Origin of the sequence: Psychrobacter celer, assembly GCF_016107555.1 — a bacterium.
In the GTDB taxonomy this organism is placed as follows: domain Bacteria; phylum Pseudomonadota; class Gammaproteobacteria; order Pseudomonadales; family Moraxellaceae; genus Psychrobacter; species Psychrobacter celer.
On record NZ_JABASU010000006.1, the window covers coordinates 72,528 to 93,959 of the forward strand.

A 21,432-nucleotide genomic window follows, 5' to 3' on the forward strand; every position below is an offset into this window, starting at 1 on the left:
AGAATAAGGTGTTTATACTAAAATATCAGTGATTGGTAAATCACTGATTGACAAGGGGAAGTAATGGCAAACAGCGTCACAAAAGAAGGCAAAAGCGCCTCTATATCGGCCTTTGATGATACGCTGTTTTTGCCCTTAACCCAGCGCTTGCAGCCGATGCAACTGGCGGTAATTGGTAAAGGTATGCAGCGTAATAATCTTTTGCTGCCACAAGTGCTGCATGCTGATATTCAGCGCTGGTATCCGTGGTCAGCAAGGCAACAAGGTGTCACGGCTCCTGCTGCATCACTGATGTCTAGGTTGCCCTTACCAAACCGTATCAAGAATCAGATCAAAATCATATCGAAGCCTCAGCCTGAGGCTTTTATCGGTTGGGGACGCAAAAAAAGCTTTCAGCGCGCCCACAAAGCCGCCAGCAAACAAAGCTGTGCTGCGCTGAGTATCGAAGACGGCTTTTTACGCTCACTAGACTCTGGCATCAGTAGCCGCCATGCTGTCAGTGTGGTCGTCGATGATGTGGGTATTTATTTTGATTTGACCCAAAGCTCGCGCTTAGAGCAGCTTATCGTTGCTCGTACCAGCTTTGACACTCATAACAATCGTGACAGTGCTGGGCATCATTCGCTGCATCACAGTCGTGCTCAGCAGCTGATGTCACGCATCTGTGCAGAAAAGCTGAGTAAATATAATGCGGTGACGACTTGCCCCTCACTCAATGAGTTGGCAAACAGTAAAGCGGCAAAGCGAAAAGTCGCCAGTACCGCAAACACTCCTCGGCAGCCACATATCTTATTAATCGATCAAGTCGTAGGCGATGCCTCTGTCAAAGGAGCTGGTGCAGATAAACGTCAGTTTAGGCGTATGCTAAAAGCCGCTTGCCGCAATCATCCGAATGCCCATATTTGGATAAAAGCACACCCTGCCGCCCGCACAGGCTATCTGACTGGTCTCAAGCTACCCAAAAATGTGCAGGTGTTGACACAAGTGCTCAATCCTATCGCTTTACTGACGCAGGTCGATCATGTGTATACAGTCAGCTCGCATATGGGTTTTGAGGCGCTGATGCTCGGCAAGCAGGTGCATTGTTTTGGGGTCAACTGGTATAGTGGCTGGGGGCTGACAGATGATAGCGGTGCGCCCAAACGCTTGTATCATACTGTCATGCACCGTCGTCAAAAATTTGCGAAGGGTTTGCCGCCGTCCAAACCACAGCCTAATTCAGCCTTATTTCCACCAGCTTTTTCTCAAACGACGTCTAAAACCAATATGGCGAGAAACGTGAGCGCAACTTTAGAGGTGTTGTTTTATAGCGCTTATGTCGATTATAGTCACTATGTCGATCCTGCGAGCAGCAAAGCTTGCGACATAGAGGCGGCGATTGAGTGGCTGGTGACCAACCGTCACTGGCAGTCGCAGCTGGCAGGTCGTTTGACGGTTTATGAATTTAGCCGCTGGAAGCTGCCATTCGTTAAGGCTTTTGTGGATCTGCCGCGTACCGATTTGTTTATAAAACCAAAACCTCGCCTAAAAAACCTGCTGCATCCCGATCATTTACGGGTGGATTATCAGCAGCCGTTACTGGTTTGGGGCTTAGCAAAGCGGCAGCAGGTACAACAAAAACGCCAGCGCAAGCAGATAGGTTTTGGTGCAGATAGCCCAGCTATCTACTGTATGGAAGATGGTTTTATCCGCTCCAACGGTCTGGGCGCAACGCTACTGGCGCCTTTATCTGTGGTGATAGACAGACAAGGCATCTATTACGACGCCACCGCGCCCTCGGATTTGGAGACGCTGCTACGCCACTGTCAGCCGCTAAGTCAGTCGCAGCGTCAGCGCGTCCAAAACCTACAAACCAAACTGCTCACCCAGCGAGTCAGTAAATACAATGTGGGTGCGAGCATCAGTCGTCAGGCAAGTCGTGATGGCAGCTGGCTCATACAGGCAAAGCAGTCTGGCAAGCGTCGCTTCCTCATCGTTGGACAAGTAGAAGATGATCTCTCTGTGCAGCACTGCGGGTCAATGATCAAAAAAAACCGTGATCTGATCGCGCGCGTTAGGCAAGATAATCCTGATGCATATCTCATTTATAAACCGCATCCTGATGTGGAGGCAGGGCTGCGCGCTGGCAAGGTAGGCGCTGATGGCTTACAGCTGGTAGATGCGGTCGCTTATGATACCGCGATGCCTGACTGCCTAGAAGGGGTCGATGCGGTGCATACCATCAGCTCGTTGACAGGCTTTGAGGCGCTGCTTCGTGGTTTGAGTGTGACGTGTTATGGTCTGCCGTTTTATGCAGGGTGGGGGCTGACCACAGATATCGACGCGCAGCTGCCGCCAAAATCTCAATATCTGGCCAGACGTAATCGCGCCACTCCTTTATCGCTTGAGCAGCTATTGTATTGTACTCTGATTCGCTACCCGTTATATCGCCTGCCAAATGGCCATGGGCTGGCGCAAGTGGAGCAGGTCATCGACTATTTGTATCCGCCTGATGACGATGCTTTGATGGCCAGTTCAGAGGCTTTCATTACTCCCAGCACCAAGAGCCCTATGCGCGCTTTATTACCAACGCCTACCCAATTAAAACGCCGCGCCGCGACGCGTTTTATGCAGTATCGCCATCAGTGGCAACAGCGTCTAAGTAATAAACCGCACTAACCTTATCTCAACAATCAACGTAAATACCCTGCGACAATCATGCCTTTTTTAGGTATAATTGCCTGTCGTTTATGCGGTTTTTTTGTATATTGGCCTGTTTTAATGCGACCTTCTTTTTCTTTTATTAATGGTAATTTGATACTATGACAGCTTCGATGTCTCATTTGCTTACTCATCGACATGTCTTGCTATTACAAGGAAAAATGGGCGGGTTTTTTCATCGTTTCTCAAGTTTTTTGCAGACGCAAGATATCAAGGTCAGCAAGATTAACTTTAATGCTGGCGATGCGCTGTTTTATCATCATCCCAATACTTACGAATACACAGGCACATTGGCGCAGTTTTCGTCGTGGTTGTCTGCTTTTATTCAAGAGCAAGGGGTCGATGCCATCGTCTGCTTTGGCGACTGCCGTCCGCACCATACTCAAGCGGCGCGGGTCGGTGAGCAGCTAGGCACCTCATTTTTCGTATTTGAAGAAGGCTATTTGCGCCCTGATTACATCACCTTGCAAGAGCATGGCATCAATGGCTACTCACGCCTCAATACGGCTGATATCAAGGCGCTGAAAAAAGCCAACGACCAACCGCTATATACGCATAATCGCTTTTATCGCTTGAGCGTCGCGGCTGTCGTTTACTATGCGGCCACTTGGCTGTATAAAAGCCGCTACCCGCATTATTCCCACTATCGTGGCATGACCGCCTGGCAAGAGGGAATCGCTTGGCTAAAAGCGCCGTGGCGCAAGCTGCGTGGCTACTTACCTGACAAGCGCTTACAACAGCGGCTAACGCGGCAAGATAGCAATAATTATTTTTTGATTAGCTTACAGGTGCATAATGACTCGCAAATCACTCATCACAGTGACTATCGTGATGTGGTGCAGTTTATTGACGAGGCCATCGCAAGTTTTGCCCATCATGCTGATGCTGCGCAGCTGCTGGTATTTAAGCATCATCCGCTAGACCGAGGTCATCGGGATTATCGTGAGTTGATAGCAAGTTTGGCAGCGCGCTACCAAGTCGCAAACCGAGTGTTTTATGGCTGTGATATGCATCTGCCCACCTTGATTAAGCACAGTATCGGAATGGTCACCATCAATAGCACCACGGGTCTACAATCGGTATATCATAAAAAACCGACCAAAGTTATGGGCCGCGCTATCTATGACACTCCCAAACTGACGGATCAAAAGCCACTCGATAAATTCTGGCAGCAGCCAAAGGGCCCCGACAACGAGTTTTATCTGCGCTTTCGTGAGTATCTGATAGAGCAAACTCAGCTAAATGGTGCTTTTTATGGCAAGTCGCCATGGATATATAAGTATCTGAGCGCGACAAAAGACACTGACGATTCGGCGTTCTCTGAGAGTAAGATGCCCTAAAAAATAACGGGGATAAACGTGAAATATCGCAAAAGACACAGGCGCGATAAACAAATTAGCCAACAATCTGTTGCCTTCTTTTTTTCTGTAGCGTTATCGGCTTGTAACCTCACTGGTAAATCCTCTGCCAACAAATAAAATCGCCTTACTTTATAGTGGAAAACTGCTAGAATACGCTTTTATGTTTGCGCATAACGGTTGGTGTCTTCAGTGGTTGATTAAAGACAGTGATACCGGATGTCGGTCTGATAATGTCTGGATCTTTATGGCTCATTTATAGGCCGCCAGTTTTTAGATAGCGACTTTTTAGATAGCGACCGTGTGACATGCGCCTGACAGCATTTGCTCGAATCTTTTATTCTATCACCCTTAATTTAGTAGGCGCTTTGTGACTGCATTAGCAAATATTCGTAACTTTTCAATCATTGCCCACATCGATCATGGCAAGTCGACGCTTGCCGATCGTTTTATCCAGATGTGCGGTGCCTTGCAAGATCGCGAGATGCAAGCGCAGGTACTCGACTCCATGGATATCGAGCGTGAGCGCGGTATCACGATTAAGGCACAGTCGGTCACTTTGTTTTATGACCATCCAAATGGCGAGCGCTATCAGCTTAACTTTATTGACACACCAGGCCACGTCGACTTTTCTTATGAAGTGTCGCGCTCACTTGCTGCCTGTGAAGGGGCACTGTTGGTGGTGGACGCCGCGCAAGGCGTCGAAGCACAGTCGGTGGCCAACTGCTACACCGCGGTCGATCAAGGTTTGGAGGTTATGGCAGTCTTAAATAAAATTGATTTGCCACAAGTAGAGCCTGAGCGCGTGATTCAAGAGATTGAAGACATCATCGGGATTGAAGCCATTGATGCGCCGCGTGTCTCTGCCAAATCAGGTCTAGGCGTCGATAAGCTATTAGAAACGTTAGTAGATGTTATCCCTGCGCCAACAGGCGACCGCGAAGCCCCGCTACAAGCCCTTATCATTGACTCTTGGTTTGACAGCTATTTGGGCGTGGTATCGTTGGTTCGTGTCCGTGAAGGGACGGTGAAAAAAGGCGATAAGATTTATATCAAATCGACCAAAGAGTCTCATCCTGTCAGCTCTATCGGTGTCTTTACGCCAAAACCTGTCGACACCGGCGTTCTAGAAGCAGGGGAAGTGGGTTTTGTCATCGCTGGTATCAAGGACATCGCAGGCGCGCCGGTGGGTGATACCATCACGCATGCCAGCACGCCTGACGTTGAGCGTATCCCAGGTTTTCAGCAAATCACTCCGCAGGTCTATGCAGGCATGTTCCCTGTCGATGCCAATGATTTTGAAAAATTCCGTGAAGCCTTACAAAAACTACAAATCAACGACGCCTCGCTTTTCTTTGAGCCAGACACCTCGGATGCGTTAGGGTTTGGTTTCCGCTGTGGCTTTTTGGGCATGCTGCATATGGAGATTATCCAAGAGCGTTTAGAGCGTGAGTATGACTTGGATTTGATCACCACTGCGCCGTCGGTGATTTATGAGATTGTCAAAAAAAACGGTGAGATTATCTATGTCGATAACCCATCGAGATTGCCTGAGCCAAACAACATCGAAGAGTTCCGCGAGCCGATTGCCCGTTGTCAGATTTTAGTACCGCAAGATTACTTGGGCAACGTCATGACTTTGTGTATCGAGCGCCGCGGTGTACAGGTCGATATGCGCTTTATGGGCAAGCAAGTCCAGCTGATCTTTGATATTCCGATGGGCGAGGTGGTCATGGACTTCTTTGACCGTCTAAAATCAGTCTCGCGCGGCTTTGCCTCATTGGATTATAACTTTGAGCGTTATCAAGTCGATAAGCTGGTGAAAGTGGATGTACTCATCAATGGTGATCGAGTTGATGCGCTCGCGATGATTGTCCATCAGGACCAAGCACGCTTCCGTGGCAACCAGCTAGTGACCAAAATGAAAGAGCTGATTCCGCGTCAGATGTTTGATGTGGCAGTTCAGGCGGCGATTGGTAGCCAAATCATCGGTCGTAGTACGGTCAAAGCCATGCGTAAAGATGTCCTAGCCAAATGTTATGGCGGTGACGTATCACGTAAGAAAAAGCTGTTGTCTAAGCAAAAAGCGGGTAAAAAACGTATGAAGCAGGTGGGTAGCGTCGAGATTCCACAAGAAGCCTTCTTAGCCGTGCTGCAAGTGGATAACTAAGAGTACATGCTGCTTTGGTAAAGGTTTGATAAAAAATACGTCACATATGGTTTGATCTTATCGATGCTGCAATAAGATAAGCCGCTCGTTAATAGGCAAGTTATTATGGATTTTGATTTTAATTTAATTTTAGTGCCATTAACCATCGGCTTAGGTATCATTTGGCTATTAGATAAGTTGACCCTCAAACAGCGTAAGACTCGCGGACGTGGCAAGGAGAGCTTATTGGTCCGCTGGGCTTATGATTTTTTCCCCGTATTGGCCGTGGTGTTAGTGGTACGCTCATTTTTGATTGAGCCTTTTAATATTCCCTCATCATCGATGGTGCCTACGCTGTACACAGGCGACTTTATCGCGGTCAATAAGTATGCGTATGGTGTGCGTCTGCCTTTGACGTACAATAAAGTATTGGACACAGGCGAGCCTGAGCATGGCGACGTGGCCGTGTTTCGCTATCCAGAAAACCCAAGTATTTACTATATAAAGCGTGTGATTGGTCTGCCAGGGGATACGGTGAGCTATGATAACGGGACGCTTGCGATCAATGACGTACCAGTAAAAACCAAGCCTGTCAGCTTTACGGCCAATACAGATCTGACGTCTCAGCTTTATTTGCCAGGACAGATTGCCCCCGGTCAAATACTCACCGAAGAGAGCGCTGCTGCCATGGGCCAGCAAGAAGAGCGTGAAGCGCAGTATTTTGCCGAAACCCAAGGGGATACGACGCATCTTGTGCGCTATTTGACCGATATGAATAGTGCGCAATATGCGCCTTTTTTGCAGCAACAAGCGCCAGAAGTGGTCAGCTCTGAGGGCACACAGTGGCGTATTCAGGTACCAGAAGGTCAGTATTTTGTGATGGGTGATAACCGTGATCGCAGTGCTGACGGTCGGTTTTGGGGTTTTGTGCCCGAACAAAACCTAGCGGGCAAAGCGGTCTACATCTGGATGCATAAGCCACCAGGTCTAAACCTGCCCACTTTTGCACGTAACGGTACGATTCACTAACCGTAAAGGCTGACTAGAGCGCTTCTTCACTTAGGGTTTGGTTTGAGGCAGCGCGTACAAGCATGATATGTCTGCTGATAAAAAATAGCAGCGCCGCTATTGGTTTTTTTATCGATAATAGTTTTGTGCTAATATTGTTACTATCTAATTAACGATCGCCTCATAGGTAGGCGGCGGTTAAAAATAGTGATTTATCAATATGGACCAGTAGAGGAAAAGGATCATGCAGCAGATATCTGGCTCGGCAACGCAGCGCGGTGCAAGTGTGACCAGTATCGTTTTAGTCATTATGGTTTTGGGTGTTGCTGCCAAACTCATCGTTGCTATCGTACCCGCTCACATCGGTGATTACCAGTTAAATAAGACTTTGAGTGCCCAGCTAAAAGAGTCGAATAAGAATAATGAAACCGCCAGACAGTACGTCGAACGTGTCAATCGGCAGCTATCTATCAACGCTGATTATGACACCAAAGCAGAAGATGTCTTTACCTTTACCAATAAAAAAACGGGTCAACTGGCGATTCATAAGCAGTATGCGGTCAACAATAACTTTTTTGGCAATGTCGATATCGTCAATCGTTTTGAGGCCGATATCGATATGAATAGCGCAGAGTAGCGCAGCTGAGCCGCCGATGATTTTTATAGCGCATTTATCATTCCAACCATTCACCACCTCAGTAAAAACAGAAGGGATAACCATAAGCCACGCATGAAACCAACTTCGCAGCATTCCCAAGCGGTTACTACTCCCAAAAAAAATAGCACGTCTGTCGACAACCACGTTGTAAGTACAGAGTTTGCCCAACGATTAGCGATTTTGACGCGCAAATTAGGCTATGTGTTCAACGATTTAAGCTTGCCAAAGCTTGCGCTGACGCACCGCTCTTTTGACAGCAAAAAAAACTACGAGCGTTTAGAGTTTTTGGGTGACGCCCTGCTAGGGATGATCGTCGGAGAAGCTTTGTACCATCGTTATCCGACGCAAAATGAAGGGCGATTGACGCGTATGCGAGCCACCTTGGTACGGCAGGAATCGCTGGTAATCATCGCGCAAAATCTTGAGCTCTCCAACCATTTGATTTTAGGTGTGGGCGAGCGTAAAGGTGGCGGACGCAATCGCGCTTCTATCTTGGCCGATGCTGTAGAGTCTTTGATTGGGGCGATTTACCTAGATAGCCAAGACATGGACATCACGCGCCAGTGCGTACTGTCGTGGTATGGGGATTTGATCGACAATGTCAATGATCAAAAAGCCTTAAAAGATGCCAAAAGCCGTTTGCAAGAGTGGCTACAGTCCAAGCAATTTGATTTACCGCATTATGAATTATTAGAAACTCGAGGGAATGCGCCGCATCAGATATTTGTGGTGCGCTGTCATGTCAATATCAATGAATGCCCTGACATTACTGAGTCTGGTGAGAGTCGCCGTATCGCTGAGCAAAAAGCGGCCGAGCTGATGATTAATCAGTTGCACAAGCTGCCAAACTCTGCCAAAAAACGCTTATAGCAAGTGATAAACCCACAGCCTGACATATAATATGGTTATTGCAAGGCAGTTTGTCCACGTTGATTTTACTCGTCTTGACCGCATATATTATAAATGTTTACCTATTTATTAGCCCATAACGCGATGGATGTTTTAATATTGGTGATAATGCACCATTTAACGCCTAGTGATTTTTTATCAAACACCGTTTGGCTGGTGATAAACCCTACAGGATTACCTTATGAGCAATCATTCTGATTTGCCATCACACAATGCAGATAATACTGACAATATGACTGAAAACACCCCCATGCCCGCAGACCAAAATCAGGTAGCAATGAGCACAGACGAGATCAATCAGTCAGAAGATGTCTCATTAGAAAACGATGCCGCCATTGAGGCGTTTTTTGCCCCGAGTAGCCAGACGCGTATCGCGGAAGATTTCAAGTCGGGCTATGTGGCGATTGTTGGTCGTCCAAACGTGGGTAAATCGACGCTGATGAACCACTTGCTTGGGCAAAAACTGTCTATTACCTCGCGCAAGCCGCAAACCACCAGACATCGTATTCACGGTATTTTGTCAAACCATGAGATGCAAGCGGTGTTTGTCGATACGCCAGGTATCCATCGTAACGAAGTACGGGCAATCAATGAGCGTATGAACAAAGCCGCGGTTTCGGCTTTGGTCGATGTTGATTTGGTGCTGTTTGTGGTCGACTCGGATCAATGGCGCGATGACGATCTGCTTACCTTGCAAAAACTTGGTGAGACAGATCTGACCGTGGTATTGGTAATCAATAAAGCTGATACCTTAAAGGATAAAGGTACGCTCTTGCCCCTGATCGAAACGTTCCACGAAAGCTTTGACTTTGCTGATATCGTTCCTGTGTCTGCGCTAAAAAACCAAAACCTCGATCGCTTACAAGAGGTGATCGCCTCACACTTACCAGTGGCGTCGCCTATTTATGACACCGAGCAAATCACCGACCGTTCAGAGCGCTTTTTGGCCAGTGAAATCATTCGCGAAAAAATCATGCGCAGTGCAGGCGATGAAGTGCCCTATGATTTGACCGTGCAAATTGATGAGTTCAAAGACGAGCCTGCGCATACAGATGCCAAAACTGGCCGTCCACGCAAAGCCTGTACCTTTATTGATGCGACCATCTATGTGGAGCGTAGCGGACAAAAAGCCATCGTCATCGGAGATAAAGGCCAGCGTATCAAGCAAGTCGGCATGGATGCTCGCAAGGATATGGAGCAACTGTTTGACAAAAAAATCATGCTGACCTTATGGGTAAAAGTCAAACGTGGCTGGTCTGATGACGAACGAGCCTTGACCAGTTTGGGCTATTGATGCGCAGCGATACCGATAGGTATAGCCGTTTTTAAGCCACCTGATAAAAATGGGTGCTGAGGTAATAGACATGCGTAACGAAGCGTTGACAGGTTACTTATTGCATCAGCGTCCTTATCAAGAAAAGCGCGCATTATATTGTCTTTTTTCTCAGAAGCATGGGGTCATACATGGGGTTGGCAAAAAAGGCGCCCCGCTATTTATGCCTTTGCAGCTATTTGCCAGTGGCAAGCGTGATTTAAAGACGTTTAGTCAAATCAACATTGCTGTACACAGTAACAGTAATAGACATGAAAAAGTCTCTTTAGATGCTCATCCCGATGATACAGCGGTAGATGACGCTCACACGCTTGCTGCAATGCCTTATGAGACAATCACGGGTCAGCAGCAGTATTCGGCACTGTATCTCAACGAGATATTGTGGCGTCTTTTGCCAACCGAAGACCCAATGCCGGTACTGTGGCAGCACTACCAAAACAGCCTATACCAACTCAAACAGCCTTTGACCCAGCAGCAGCTGCGTCTATGCTTGCGTCAATTTGAAAAGCACCTATTTGATGAGCTTGGTTTTACCCTGACTCTCAGTCATGACAGTATGCAAGACGCGATTGTGCCTGAGGGACTATATCGGTTTTTGCCAGATGCTGGGTTTTTGGCCATATCGCGTGACACCATAGAGTCTGAGCATTTAACAAGTACCAGTGGCTACGCGGTGTTTTTGGGTGCAGATATCATAACAATGGCGCAGTCAGGCATCACTACCACGACGCTAAACGACTGGTCAAAACTACATCGTCATCTGATTGATCATTTATTAGAGTATCAGCCCCTGCAAAGTCGATTGTTGTGGCAGCAGCAGCGGCGCTATCAATGATTACGTCTAGCAGTAGTCACATTTATCAATCAATCGTTACGTCTATCAATAGTCATGCCTGTCTATTAGGTCTCGTTATTAAAAGGATGTCTTATGACCACTTCTTCATTGTCCGCCGCTCATGGTATTTTGCAAAAACCTTTATTAGGCGTCAATATTGACCATGTAGCGACATTGCGTCAAGCACGCGGTGTCAATTATCCAAGCCCTTTGGCAGCCGCTTTACTGTGTGAAAAGGCGGGCGCTGACGGTATCACGATACACCTACGCGAAGATCGTCGCCATATTCAAGATGCTGATGTCTATGAGATAGCAGAGCAGCTGACGACGAGAATGAATTTAGAAATCGCTGCAACAGAGGAGATGCTAAAAATTGCCAGTGAGGTCAAGCCATACTGGGCATGTCTGGTACCTGAAAAGCGTGCTGAGCTAACCACAGAAGGCGGTCTGGATGTCGCAGGACAACTGGCTTGGTTGACCGATTATATCGGCAAGCTACAAGCGGCGGGCATTAAAGTGTCACTGTTTATTGACCCTGACGACAAACAAGTCGCAGCAGCCATCGAGTGCGGCGCGGATGCCATCGAGCTACATACCGGTGCTTATGCCGAAGCAGGTTTGGCCGGTGATGTAGATGCCCAGCAAAATGAGCTTGCGCGCATCAAAGCGGCGGTTGCGACTGCGCAACGTCTCAATAACCAGCTACTGGTCAATGCAGGTCATGGCCTCACACTTGACAATGTCCATGCCATTGCACAGATAGAAGGGATTTATGAGTTAAACATCGGCCATGCGCTCATCGCAGATGCCGTATTTGCCGGACTAGAGCAGGCCGTCGTGATGATGAAGAAGGCCATGCATCAAGGCGGCTAATGCATATATAGCCAATCCGATATAAAAACGATACAGCGAGCGGCGTCGTCACAGCACGCAAGAAAAACAATGCTTTATTGAGCCGTTTTTAGCGCACTTAGATAACTATCGAGATAACTATCGAGTGAATTGAAGGCACGCTTTAGCTATTACACTGCGTAGGATGATGCTCATTGTGCTTTTGCTTGACGATACCTCGTTGATTAAATGAGATAAGATACATGGCTTTATTATAAGTAGCCGTTGGACAGTATTTTATATGACCAAAGTGCCCACGCGGTTTGCCACTATCTCCCCAAAACTTAGTGTAGTGGCGTCTGCCGCCTACGCGTAACATCACCTTACTGTATTTTAGCTTCAGTGACTGCTGCACCAACAGCTGATCGACCTGCGCATCGAAGTGCTTGTTGTTATTTTTATCGATAAATAACAAAAGGGTTTTGTCACTGTTTCTATGACAGCGGCCACCTGCGTTTGATAGGCACAGCAACACGTTTTGCCTTCTGATAAAACTTTCAGCCTTGGCTAATGCAAGTGTATCCTCTAGTTGATTTTTAACGCGTTCAGCTTCCATCTGCGCCAGCTGCGTCTGTATGGCTGGTGCCGCCATCATCGCTATAATAGCCAGTATCGCAACTGTGATAATCAGCTGAATTAAGGTAAAACCCTGACAACCTTTATACACGTGCGGACAATTCGCGATTTTGGGTTTATCTAATGAAGTGATTGGATATGGTGAGCGTGGCGACCAAGCTATACAGTCTTTACCTCTCTTGTCTTTACCTCTCTTATAAAGCAAGTAACGTCTTACTTTGTCAAATAACAGTGCGCCTAAGACCAACGTTACTTTACCAGCGCGACCAACGCGGCAAATTCTAAGTAGCTCTATCCTAAGTAGCCAGTTCATGAGGCGTGTAACCTATACTAAGTGAAGGAATCTAATAACGGGGTCCCACTTATTTCCTTGTTACTTCATTATATATTTGTATTTTCAAATATATTGCTGGTTTTTTATCAAAGTGCCATTATTTTGCTTTACATAAAACTGTATAAATACACTATAATATACAGTAAATAAATGTCGACTTATTTAGTTTAAACAGAATATATGTCTACTGTCAAAAAATGTTTCAATTGGTGAATGCTGGGTTTTAGCAATAGAGAAAAATTACTAACTGTATTAAAATACGCTCAGACAGTAGGTATTGTTAAGTGAACTATCTATTGCGAACTGACATACAAAAGATAAAAAGCGTAAGGTGTGTTAGTTCTAGGTAACTTATGCTGGTTATTGTGTTTTAGTTACGACATTATCGTGTAATAATGTGTAGCTCGTTAACGAAAAAAGTTGTAAACTGAATTGATAATCGCTAAGCTACTCCTTAATTGGTTTTGCTTTGTAACTTAAAATTCGTAAGAGATGTTTATTTTAGAGCGTCTTGAGAAGCGGTTTTGCTTAACGCATCACTAAAATTATCCTTTGGAGGAAGTCCATGAAATTGAATAAAATTGCTCTAGCTCTGGTTGCTGTAGCAGCTGCGCCTTTAGCAGCAAATGCTGGCGTAACAATCAGCCCGCTATTACTTGGTTATCACATGACTGAAGAGTTCAGCGATACTAGTGATAAGCAACGTGATATCCTAAAAACTGGTAAAGACCTATATATCGATGGCAAAGGTCAACCAATTGATGGCCGTGGTGGTAACGTACCAAACGGCGGCGTAGCGCAAGAAAGCGGTCTTTATACTGGTGCTGCTCTTGGTATCGAATTGACACCTTCTACGCAGTTCCAAGTTGAGTATGGTGTTACTAATACCAATGGCGAAGCTTCAGAAAGATCAGCAGATGCTGGCGTAAACCGTTTTGACGTAGAACAAACCATGCTTTCTGGTAACTTCTTGATCGGTACTGAAGAGTTCACGGGTTACACCGACAACGCATTCAAACCATATGTATTGGTTGGTGCCGGTCAATCTAAAATTGAAGTAGAAAACCAAGAGACTTATGATACTGCTCAAGGCTCATCTGTAGGTAAGGTTAATGCTGGTACTGAAGTATCGAACTCTAAAGACACTATCGGTAACCTAGGTCTAGGTGCTATGTATCGTATCAACGATGCACTAAGCCTACGTGGTGAAGCTCGTGCGATTCACAACTTTGACAACGACTGGTGGGAAGGCATGGCATTGGCCGGTCTAGAAGTTGTACTTGGTGGCCATTTAGCACCTACAGTAGCAGTACCACCTATGCAAGAGCCAGTAGTTGACAACACGCCAGTCGTGGTTGTTGATGACCTTGATTCTGATGGTGATGGTGTACCTGATAGCATCGACGCTTGCCCAGACACTCCAATGAACGTTGTCGTTGATGAGCGCGGTTGCCCAGTTCCAGTAGATATTACTGATGAGCTAAAAATGGAGCTACGTGTATTCTTTGACAACGACAAGTCAACGATCAAAAACCAGTACAAGCCAGAAATCGCTAAAGTTGCTGAGAAGATGCGTGAGTATCCTAACTCTACCGCTCGCGTAGAAGGTCATGCTTCTAAGACTGGTCCTTCAGCACGTTATAACCAACGTCTATCTGAAGCTCGTGCCGTTGCGGTTAAATCTATGCTAACTAACGAATTTGGTATCGCGCCAAACCGTCTAACCACTGTTGGCTATGGTTACAACAACCCAATCGCGCCAAACGACACTGAAGAAGGTCGTGCTATGAACCGTCGTGTTTATGCCATCATCACTGGTGACAAAACAATGACTGTTGAGCAAACTAAAGACATGGTTGTTCAGTAAATAACAACTGATAGACTCAAGTCTTGAGTGAAAAGCACTCATATATAGTTACAAAAAAAGCCGCCCATAGGGTGGCTTTTTTTTATTTATGTATTGAGAAAAGCAAGTAATTACATAAATTTATCGGGCAATAATGTTATACTAGCAGCCCAAACATTCTGTAAATTGACAGAGTGTACATTAGCATAGCTATCTGTATGATGAATTTATCAGTGTAGATATTTGATTCTCTTGAAATAATTAGAAAGTCGGTACTTATTGGACGACTTTTTAAATCGGTATTAAATACCTGTCTGATTGATGATAAAAGTTTATCCAGCGGCGCTTATTGCTACTGCATTTTTTTAAGACGAAACGAGCATTTTATATGGCGAACGATATCAAACACCTGCGTAACATTGCAATTATTGCCCACGTTGACCACGGTAAAACCACTTTGGTTGATAAGTTATTACATCAGTCTGGTACTTTTGGCGACCGTGCAAACATTGCTGAGCGTGCGATGGATTCAGGTGATATTGAGCAAGAACGTGGTATTACTATTTTGGCTAAAAACACAGCCATCCGCTGGACAGATCAGACTGATGGTACCGAATACCGTATCAACATTGTAGACACCCCAGGTCACGCCGATTTTGGCGGTGAAGTCGAGCGTGTTATGTCAATGGTTGACTGCGTCTTGTTGGTAGTGGACGCGGTTGATGGCCCAATGCCACAAACTCGTTTTGTGACGCAAAAAGCATTTGAACAAGGTCTAAAGCCCATCGTGGTTATCAATAAAATCGACCGTCCAGGCGCGCGTCCTGACTGGGTCATGGATCAAATCTTTGATCTATTTGATAATTTGGGCGCAACCGATGAGCAGCTTGATTTCCCAGTAGTATATGCTTCAGCGCTAAACGGTATTGCAGGTTTAGATGCTGATGATTTGGCAGAAGACATGACGCCGCTATTTAAAACCATCGTTGATGTGGTACAGCCACCTCAAGTAGATGCAGATGCGCCATTCCGTATGCAAATCTCAAGCCTTGATTACAACAGCTTTGTTGGTGTTATCGGGGTTGGTCGTATCCAGCGCGGTAAAGTAAAGACCAACACACAGGTCACGATTATTGATAAAAACGGTAAAACACGTAACGGCCGTATTTTAAAAATCATGGGTTACCACGGTCTTGAGCGTATCGATGTAGAAGATGCGCAAGCAGGTGATATTGTTTGTATCACGGGTATCGATGCACTAAATATCTCAGACACCATCTGTGATCCAAACCATGTAGAAGCCCTGCCAGCGTTGACAGTTGATGAGCCAACGGTATCTATGAACTTCCAAGTAAACAACTCACCGTTTGCTGGTCGTGATGGTAAGTTTGTGACGTCACGTAATATTCGTGAGCGTCTAGAGCGCGAACTGATTCATAACGTCGCCCTGCGCGTAGAAGATACAGAATCTCCTGATAAATTTAAAGTATCAGGTCGCGGTGAGCTACACCTTTCAGTATTGATCGAAAACATGCGCCGTGAAGGTTTTGAGCTTGGGGTATCAGGTCCTGAAGTTATCGTAAAAGAAGTCGATGGTAAGCTACAAGAACCGTATGAAAACGTCGTCTTCGATATCGAAGAAGAGCATCAAGGCCCTATCATGGAGCAAGTTGGTCTACGTAAAGGCGAGATGACCAATATGGAGCTTGATGGTAAAGGTCGTATGCGTATTGAGGCAACGATGCCTGCGCGCGGTTTGATTGGTTTCCGTTCTGAGTTTTTAACGCTAACCTCAGGCACGGGCATCATGACATCGAGCTTTTCTCACTATGGTCCGCAAAAGATTGGTGATGTCGGTGGCCGCGCTAATGGTGTGTTGGTATCTATGGCCAATGGCGTATGTCTAGGTTTTGCACTATTTAACCTACAAAAACGTGGTAAGCTATTTGCTGAGCCACAGCTAGAAGTCTACGAAGGCATGATCGTCGGTCTAAACTCACGTAGTGATGATATGACCGTTAACCCAACGACGGCAAAACAGTTAACCAACGTTCGTGCTAGTGGTACTGATGAAGCGTTGACATTGACGCCAGCTGTGAAGTTCACTCTTGAGCAAGCGCTTGAATTTATTCAAGATGATGAGTTGGTCGAGGTGACACCAAAAGCCATCCGTATCCGTAAGCGTTACTTGACGGAAAATGAGCGTAAGCGTCACAGCCGTAGCAAAAAAGCATAAGATAAACCAGAGTTTAAACACTCAGTGCTAAAATATAGTACGAAAGTTTGTTTAAGCTAAAAGTTCAGTAATAAAAACGGCTAACCCTAGGGTTAGCCGTTTTTTTGCATATGCGTTAGGACAAAGATAATAAGATTTAGAGCAAAGAATAAGGTAAGGAGTGTAGAGTAAAGCAGCAAAGACTAAGGGGTTACGACCACATAATCATTGGTATTGATTAAGATCTCTGATGGCTGGTCTACAACGATACGTACGACGTTATCATTGACGGCTTGCGATTTATAATAGTTGTCTTCGGCGACGGTACAGCCTAAGCAGCGACCCATGGCACTCCACGGCTCAACGAACAGCTTTTGCTGCGCTTGATCTGGGTTACCCCCGATGATAGAAAATGGCAAACTGACGATATAAGCGGCGGTGCCAGCAACTGCATTGACCAGTTGCAAAGGCTTGCCTACAACGGTATCCACGACCATGGTCTCATAAGAGGGGCCAAAGTCGCTTTCATCAATCTCTATCGCTGCCAACGCAGGTTGCATGCTAGCCGCCATCAAACCTAAGCTTGCGACTGCTGTAAAAAGTTTTTGCTTAACGGCGCGTTGGTTGTTGGCTCTAACAGTCATAATGATATCCTAAAACTCATGATTAATATGGTTTGCTGGTGCTTTTAAAGCAACTAGGAAACCGCGTCTCTATAAAGTTATTGCAATAATAGACAGCTTGAATATTACAGATAGATGAATGATTTGCACAACTTATGTAAGTGCTAGCACTATTAAAGCAAGATGTGCGTCAATAAGCAACAAAAATGCGTACAATCGCGCGGCGGAAATATAAACGGCGATTGTATTATCGATAAATAGTAGAGCGTTATGAGTGGTTGTTTAAAGCCAATGAGATAACAGTCAGCTGAGCTGCTAACAGGTGAGCACCACTTAAGGATTTAGAGGCTGACAGTTGGCACAATAGACACTTGCGCGGCCATTAAGTTTGATGTTTTTGAGGGGTGTATCGCAGTGTGGACAAGCTTCTCCTTGTCTGCCATAAACATTGAGTGTTTGCTGAAAATAACCCGTGGTGCCGCTTGCCACCGTAAAGTCGCGTAGAGTCGAGCCACCAAGCTCTATGGCTTTTAATAAAATATCTTTGATATGAGCGACCAAAACCAATAGCTGCTCATAGGAGAGCTGATGGGCTGGGGTGGCGGGATGAATACCTGATAAATATAGGCTTTCTGTCGCATAGATATTGCCCACACCAACGACGACCTGCTGCTCCATAATCACTGATTTAATTGCGCGGGCAATCGGCTGTTTCTTTGATTTGGTGGTACTGGCAGCCGCTGTACCATTGCTGTCGTTAGGTGCAGTTGTCCGCTGAATCAAATGGTACAGATAGTCAGCGGTGAACGCCTCTGACAAAGGCTCAGGGCCTAAGTGATCAAGCAGCTTGGTGCGATAGTCTCGATACCAGAGCACCGAGCCAAAGCGTCTAGGGTCATAGTAGTGCAGCTGGGTTTTGTTGTTGTCAGTATCGCGAAATGTGATCAGCAAATGATCGTGTTTGCGTTTTTCGGTCGTATGCTCGTGTTGTTGCAGGCTGCCTGACATACCCAAATGCACCAATAGCTTTTTTGGCTCCTTTATATGAGCGTGCTGAGAGCCATCATCAGAAGTAGAGGGTAAGAAGTTTAGGATCAAGTATTTGGCGCGGCGCTCCACACTGACTAAGGTATGATGAATCAAACTTCCCAAATCATCTGGCACAGCCCAGCGCAGTTTTGGCTGAAACACTTGTATGTCAACGACTTGCTGACCATGTAAGGGGCTTAGGCTGGTCTTGGTGGTTTCTACTTCAGGCAATTCTGGCATGATGTTTTATGATAACTCTATGATTAAGGTAAGTTTGTAGGCTCAGGTCAAGGGACAGGCTATAAAAATACGCGCCTTATGCGACGGCACGTCTGGCATGCAAGATACCGTGCTGCTGCTCGAGCTTGGCCAATAGTTTAGACAAGTGCGCCAGTCCTGATACTTCGATATGGAACTTCAAAAAAGCGATATTGTCGTCATTACTTAACGTCTCAACTTGGCGAATATTGACGTTTTCTTTGTCAATAATCTGTGTTAAATCGCGTAATAACCCTCGTCTGTCATAGGCCTCTATATGTATATCGACTGGTTGATAGCGGCCAGGTTGGACGCGCCAGCTGGCCTCTACCTCGCGCTCAGGATCACGCTCGATGAGACGCAGATATTCTGGACAGCCACGATTGTGGACACTGACACCGCGTGACAAGGTGATATAGCCGGCGATGGGTTCGCCATGGATAGGGTGACAGCAACCCGCCAAGCTAATCTCGATATTATCCAGTCCATCGATTCGTATCTTATAGGCATCGAGCTTGCTTGTGTCTTTGGTATCGATGCTGGGTACAAAATCCTCTGGCGGTCGCTCCGGCTCTAGCTGTAGCTGACGCGAGATATGACTGGTGAGCTGGTTTAAGCCGATGTCACCGGTGACCAACCCGACGATGATATCATCGGTATTATTGACATTAAAATGCTGGGTATAGTCATTGAGATCAATGCTGTTGGGATGTACGGACAAGCGCTCAAGCTCTTTGCTGAGCATTTGCCGCCCAATCTCGATGTTTTTGTCACGGTCTTGCTTGTTAAACCATTGGCGTAGTTTTGAGCGTGCACGGTTGGTATGGATATAACCAAGCGAGGCCACCAGCCAATCACGATTAGGCTCACGTGAGGCTTTGGTGATAATCTCTACTTGCTCGCCCGTTTTGAGCTGGTAGGTCAGCGGCACATAGCGCTGATTGACTCGCGCTGCCTGTGCGCGGTTGCCCACCTGCGTATGGACATAATAGGCAAAATCAAGGACGGTCGCGCCTTTTGGCAGCTCGGTGATATCGCCATCACGACTAAAGATATAAATGCGCTCCAGCTCATCGAAATCGACTAACTGTTCTTCTTCATCAAGCTCCAGCTCTTCTATTTCTTCGCCTGCTAAAACTGCCGAGCGCGGCTGGTTGCGGGTTTCGTTATTAATGGACAAAAGCTGCCGCAGCGAGCTGATTCTTTGATTGAGGTAATTGTCTTTTTTGTTTTTTAGGCCTTCTTTATAATTGACATGCGCGCACATGCCAAGCTCGGCCTCAAAGTGCATCTCATGCGTTCGAATTTGTACTTCCAGCGACTTGTTTTCGGCAATGACGGCAGTATGCAGCGAGCGATAGCCGTTGGACTTCGGGTTGGTGATATAGTCGTCAAACTGCTCAGGAATATAACGCCATAATCCATGCACGAGCCCAAGTACGTGATAGCAATCTGAGGGGCTGGTGACCAAAACCCTTAGCGCCCGAATATCATAAAGCTGATCAAACGATAAGCCTTTGAGCTTCATTTTTCGATAAATCGAGTAGATGTGTTTGACGCGTCCCGACACTTCTCCTTCGATACCGGCGTCTGCCAGCGCCTCATTGAGCTTGTCTTGCACGCGCTGGATATAAGACTCGCGCTCACTGCGTTTTTCTGACAGCAGCTTAGCGATCTCTTTGTAGCGCTCAGGTGCCAGATAGCGAAAAGCCAAGTCTTCTAGCTCCCACTTTAATTGGGCGATACCCAATCGGTGCGCTAGTGGGGCATAGATGGTCATGACTTCTCGCGCCACGCGATTTTGCCGCTCCTTACTAGAAAACGTCAGCTCACGCATGGCAAAGGTACGCTCGGCAAGCTTTATCAGTACAACACGGACATCGTTGGTGACCGAGATAAGCATACTGTAGATGTTAGAGAGCTGGTCGCGCTGGTTGTTGACAAAGTGGTCTTCTAAACGCTTGTTGCTCTCGATGATCTCCGACAGCTTACCCATCGCTAGGGTATCTTTGACCAAGGTGGCGATGTCTGCTCCGAAGTTTTTTTCGATATCTGTCAGGCTAATGATAGACTTGCGCGCGCTACGATAGAGCATCGCTGCCACCAAGGCATCTTCGTCTTGATACAGGTACGTCAAAATATCGGTCATGCCAATACCTGTGACATAAGCGCCTGAGCGCTCGGACTCACTGGTATTCATATGGCTGCGAATAAACTCACAAGCCGCGCTGAGATTGGGCACCGCATCTTGGCCGATACGTTTGGCGACATTGTCCAGCCACGTTGGGACGTCGATGTTGACTTGATCTAGATTAATCGCCTCCAGCTCTTTTTTGGTTAAAGTGTTGTTTTTGTCCAAAAGCGGATTGTTTGCATACTCATTGGCAAGTTTTGGGTCATGTGTATGCAGCGCATGATCGGCGGAGCGATCAAAGGTGGTGTGCAGCTTATGAGTGGCCAGTTGGTATTTGATATCGAGAGGAATTTGGGCATAGCTATTGGCAGATTGGTGAGAGCGCTGGCTCGCAACCAGTTGCGCCGCTAGTGTGGCACTGTCAGCTTGAGTGGTTTGTCCATCCACCAACGGCAATCCTTCACGAATTTTGACCATAGCCGACTCCTCTTAGCTATCTTGAATTGATTATAACTTCATCTACTCTGCACGCACTTTGGATGAGATCACAAAGTGTCAGCTATAAACCAATACAAC

The 21,432-nt window shown here is 46.4% G+C and carries 15 protein-coding genes; 11 read left to right on the plus strand and 4 right to left on the minus strand.

Annotated features, from left to right (window positions below; genetic code table 11):
• Nucleotides 1-63 precede the first annotated feature (63 nt).
• The 9 genes from JFC05_RS04785 (at nt 64) to pdxJ (ending at nt 11,823) form a co-directional block, all read left to right on the plus strand.
• Nucleotides 64-2,658 (plus strand): capsular polysaccharide biosynthesis protein, encoded by a 2,595-nt coding sequence (locus JFC05_RS04785; protein WP_198335986.1) that lies wholly within the window; start codon nt 64-66, stop codon nt 2,656-2,658.
• A 155-nt stretch (nt 2,659-2,813) separates the two neighbouring features.
• Nucleotides 2,814-4,040 (plus strand): capsule biosynthesis protein, encoded by a 1,227-nt coding sequence (locus JFC05_RS04790; protein WP_227697410.1) that lies wholly within the window; start codon nt 2,814-2,816, stop codon nt 4,038-4,040.
• A gap of 388 nt (nt 4,041-4,428) precedes the next feature.
• The gene (lepA, locus tag JFC05_RS04795; protein ID WP_198335988.1) at nt 4,429-6,228 is read left to right on the plus strand and encodes a translation elongation factor 4; all 1,800 of its coding nucleotides are present in this window, start codon (nt 4,429-4,431) and stop codon (nt 6,226-6,228) included.
• 105 nt (nt 6,229-6,333) lie between these two features.
• A complete protein-coding gene (gene lepB, locus JFC05_RS04800) occupies nt 6,334-7,236 on the plus strand; it encodes a signal peptidase I (RefSeq protein ID WP_075102008.1) in 903 nt (300 codons plus the stop codon).
• Between the two features lie 223 nt (nt 7,237-7,459).
• A complete protein-coding gene (locus tag JFC05_RS04805) occupies nt 7,460-7,852 on the plus strand; it encodes a DUF4845 domain-containing protein (RefSeq protein WP_227697411.1) in 393 nt (130 codons plus the stop codon).
• A 93-nt stretch (nt 7,853-7,945) separates the two neighbouring features.
• Nucleotides 7,946-8,743, plus strand: coding sequence for a ribonuclease III (gene rnc, locus JFC05_RS04810; RefSeq protein WP_198335989.1), 798 nt, complete (start codon nt 7,946-7,948; stop codon nt 8,741-8,743).
• Nucleotides 8,744-9,059: 316 nt separating this feature from the next.
• The gene (era, locus tag JFC05_RS04815; protein WP_075102064.1) at nt 9,060-10,076 is read left to right on the plus strand and encodes a GTPase Era; all 1,017 of its coding nucleotides are present in this window, start codon (nt 9,060-9,062) and stop codon (nt 10,074-10,076) included.
• Between the two features lie 70 nt (nt 10,077-10,146).
• The gene (gene recO / locus JFC05_RS04820) at nt 10,147-10,950 is read left to right on the plus strand and encodes a DNA repair protein RecO (RefSeq protein WP_198335990.1); all 804 of its coding nucleotides are present in this window, start codon (nt 10,147-10,149) and stop codon (nt 10,948-10,950) included.
• Nucleotides 10,951-11,043: 93 nt separating this feature from the next.
• Nucleotides 11,044-11,823 carry a pyridoxine 5'-phosphate synthase gene (gene pdxJ / locus JFC05_RS04825; RefSeq protein ID WP_227697412.1) on the plus strand — a complete coding sequence of 260 codons (780 nt, stop codon included), beginning with the start codon at nt 11,044-11,046 and terminating at the stop codon, nt 11,821-11,823.
• A 142-nt stretch (nt 11,824-11,965) separates the two neighbouring features.
• Here the strand turns inward: pdxJ and JFC05_RS04830 are convergent, their stop codons facing one another.
• Nucleotides 11,966-12,730 (minus strand): pilus assembly FimT family protein, encoded by a 765-nt coding sequence (locus JFC05_RS04830; RefSeq protein WP_198335991.1) that lies wholly within the window; start codon nt 12,728-12,730, stop codon nt 11,966-11,968.
• A 586-nt stretch (nt 12,731-13,316) separates the two neighbouring features.
• Here JFC05_RS04830 and JFC05_RS04835 point away from each other — a divergent pair.
• Both JFC05_RS04835 and typA read left to right on the plus strand, forming a co-directional pair.
• Entirely contained in the window at nt 13,317-14,618 is a 1,302-nt protein-coding gene (locus tag JFC05_RS04835; RefSeq protein WP_198335992.1) for an OmpA family protein, read from the plus strand.
• A gap of 367 nt (nt 14,619-14,985) precedes the next feature.
• Nucleotides 14,986-16,833 (plus strand): translational GTPase TypA, encoded by a 1,848-nt coding sequence (gene typA, locus JFC05_RS04840; protein ID WP_198335993.1) that lies wholly within the window; start codon nt 14,986-14,988, stop codon nt 16,831-16,833.
• A 182-nt stretch (nt 16,834-17,015) separates the two neighbouring features.
• Here the strand turns inward: typA and JFC05_RS04845 are convergent, their stop codons facing one another.
• The 3 genes from JFC05_RS04845 to JFC05_RS04855 form a co-directional block, all read right to left on the minus strand.
• Nucleotides 17,016-17,456: a hypothetical protein gene (locus JFC05_RS04845; protein WP_105244818.1), complete on the minus strand. Its 441-nt coding sequence runs from the start codon at nt 17,454-17,456 to the stop codon at nt 17,016-17,018.
• A 312-nt stretch (nt 17,457-17,768) separates the two neighbouring features.
• Nucleotides 17,769-18,704 (minus strand): bifunctional DNA-formamidopyrimidine glycosylase/DNA-(apurinic or apyrimidinic site) lyase, encoded by a 936-nt coding sequence (gene mutM, locus JFC05_RS04850; protein WP_198335994.1) that lies wholly within the window; start codon nt 18,702-18,704, stop codon nt 17,769-17,771.
• A 76-nt stretch (nt 18,705-18,780) separates the two neighbouring features.
• A complete protein-coding gene (locus JFC05_RS04855) occupies nt 18,781-21,333 on the minus strand; it encodes a RelA/SpoT family protein (protein WP_198335995.1) in 2,553 nt (850 codons plus the stop codon).
• Nucleotides 21,334-21,432: the final 99 nt, after the last annotated feature.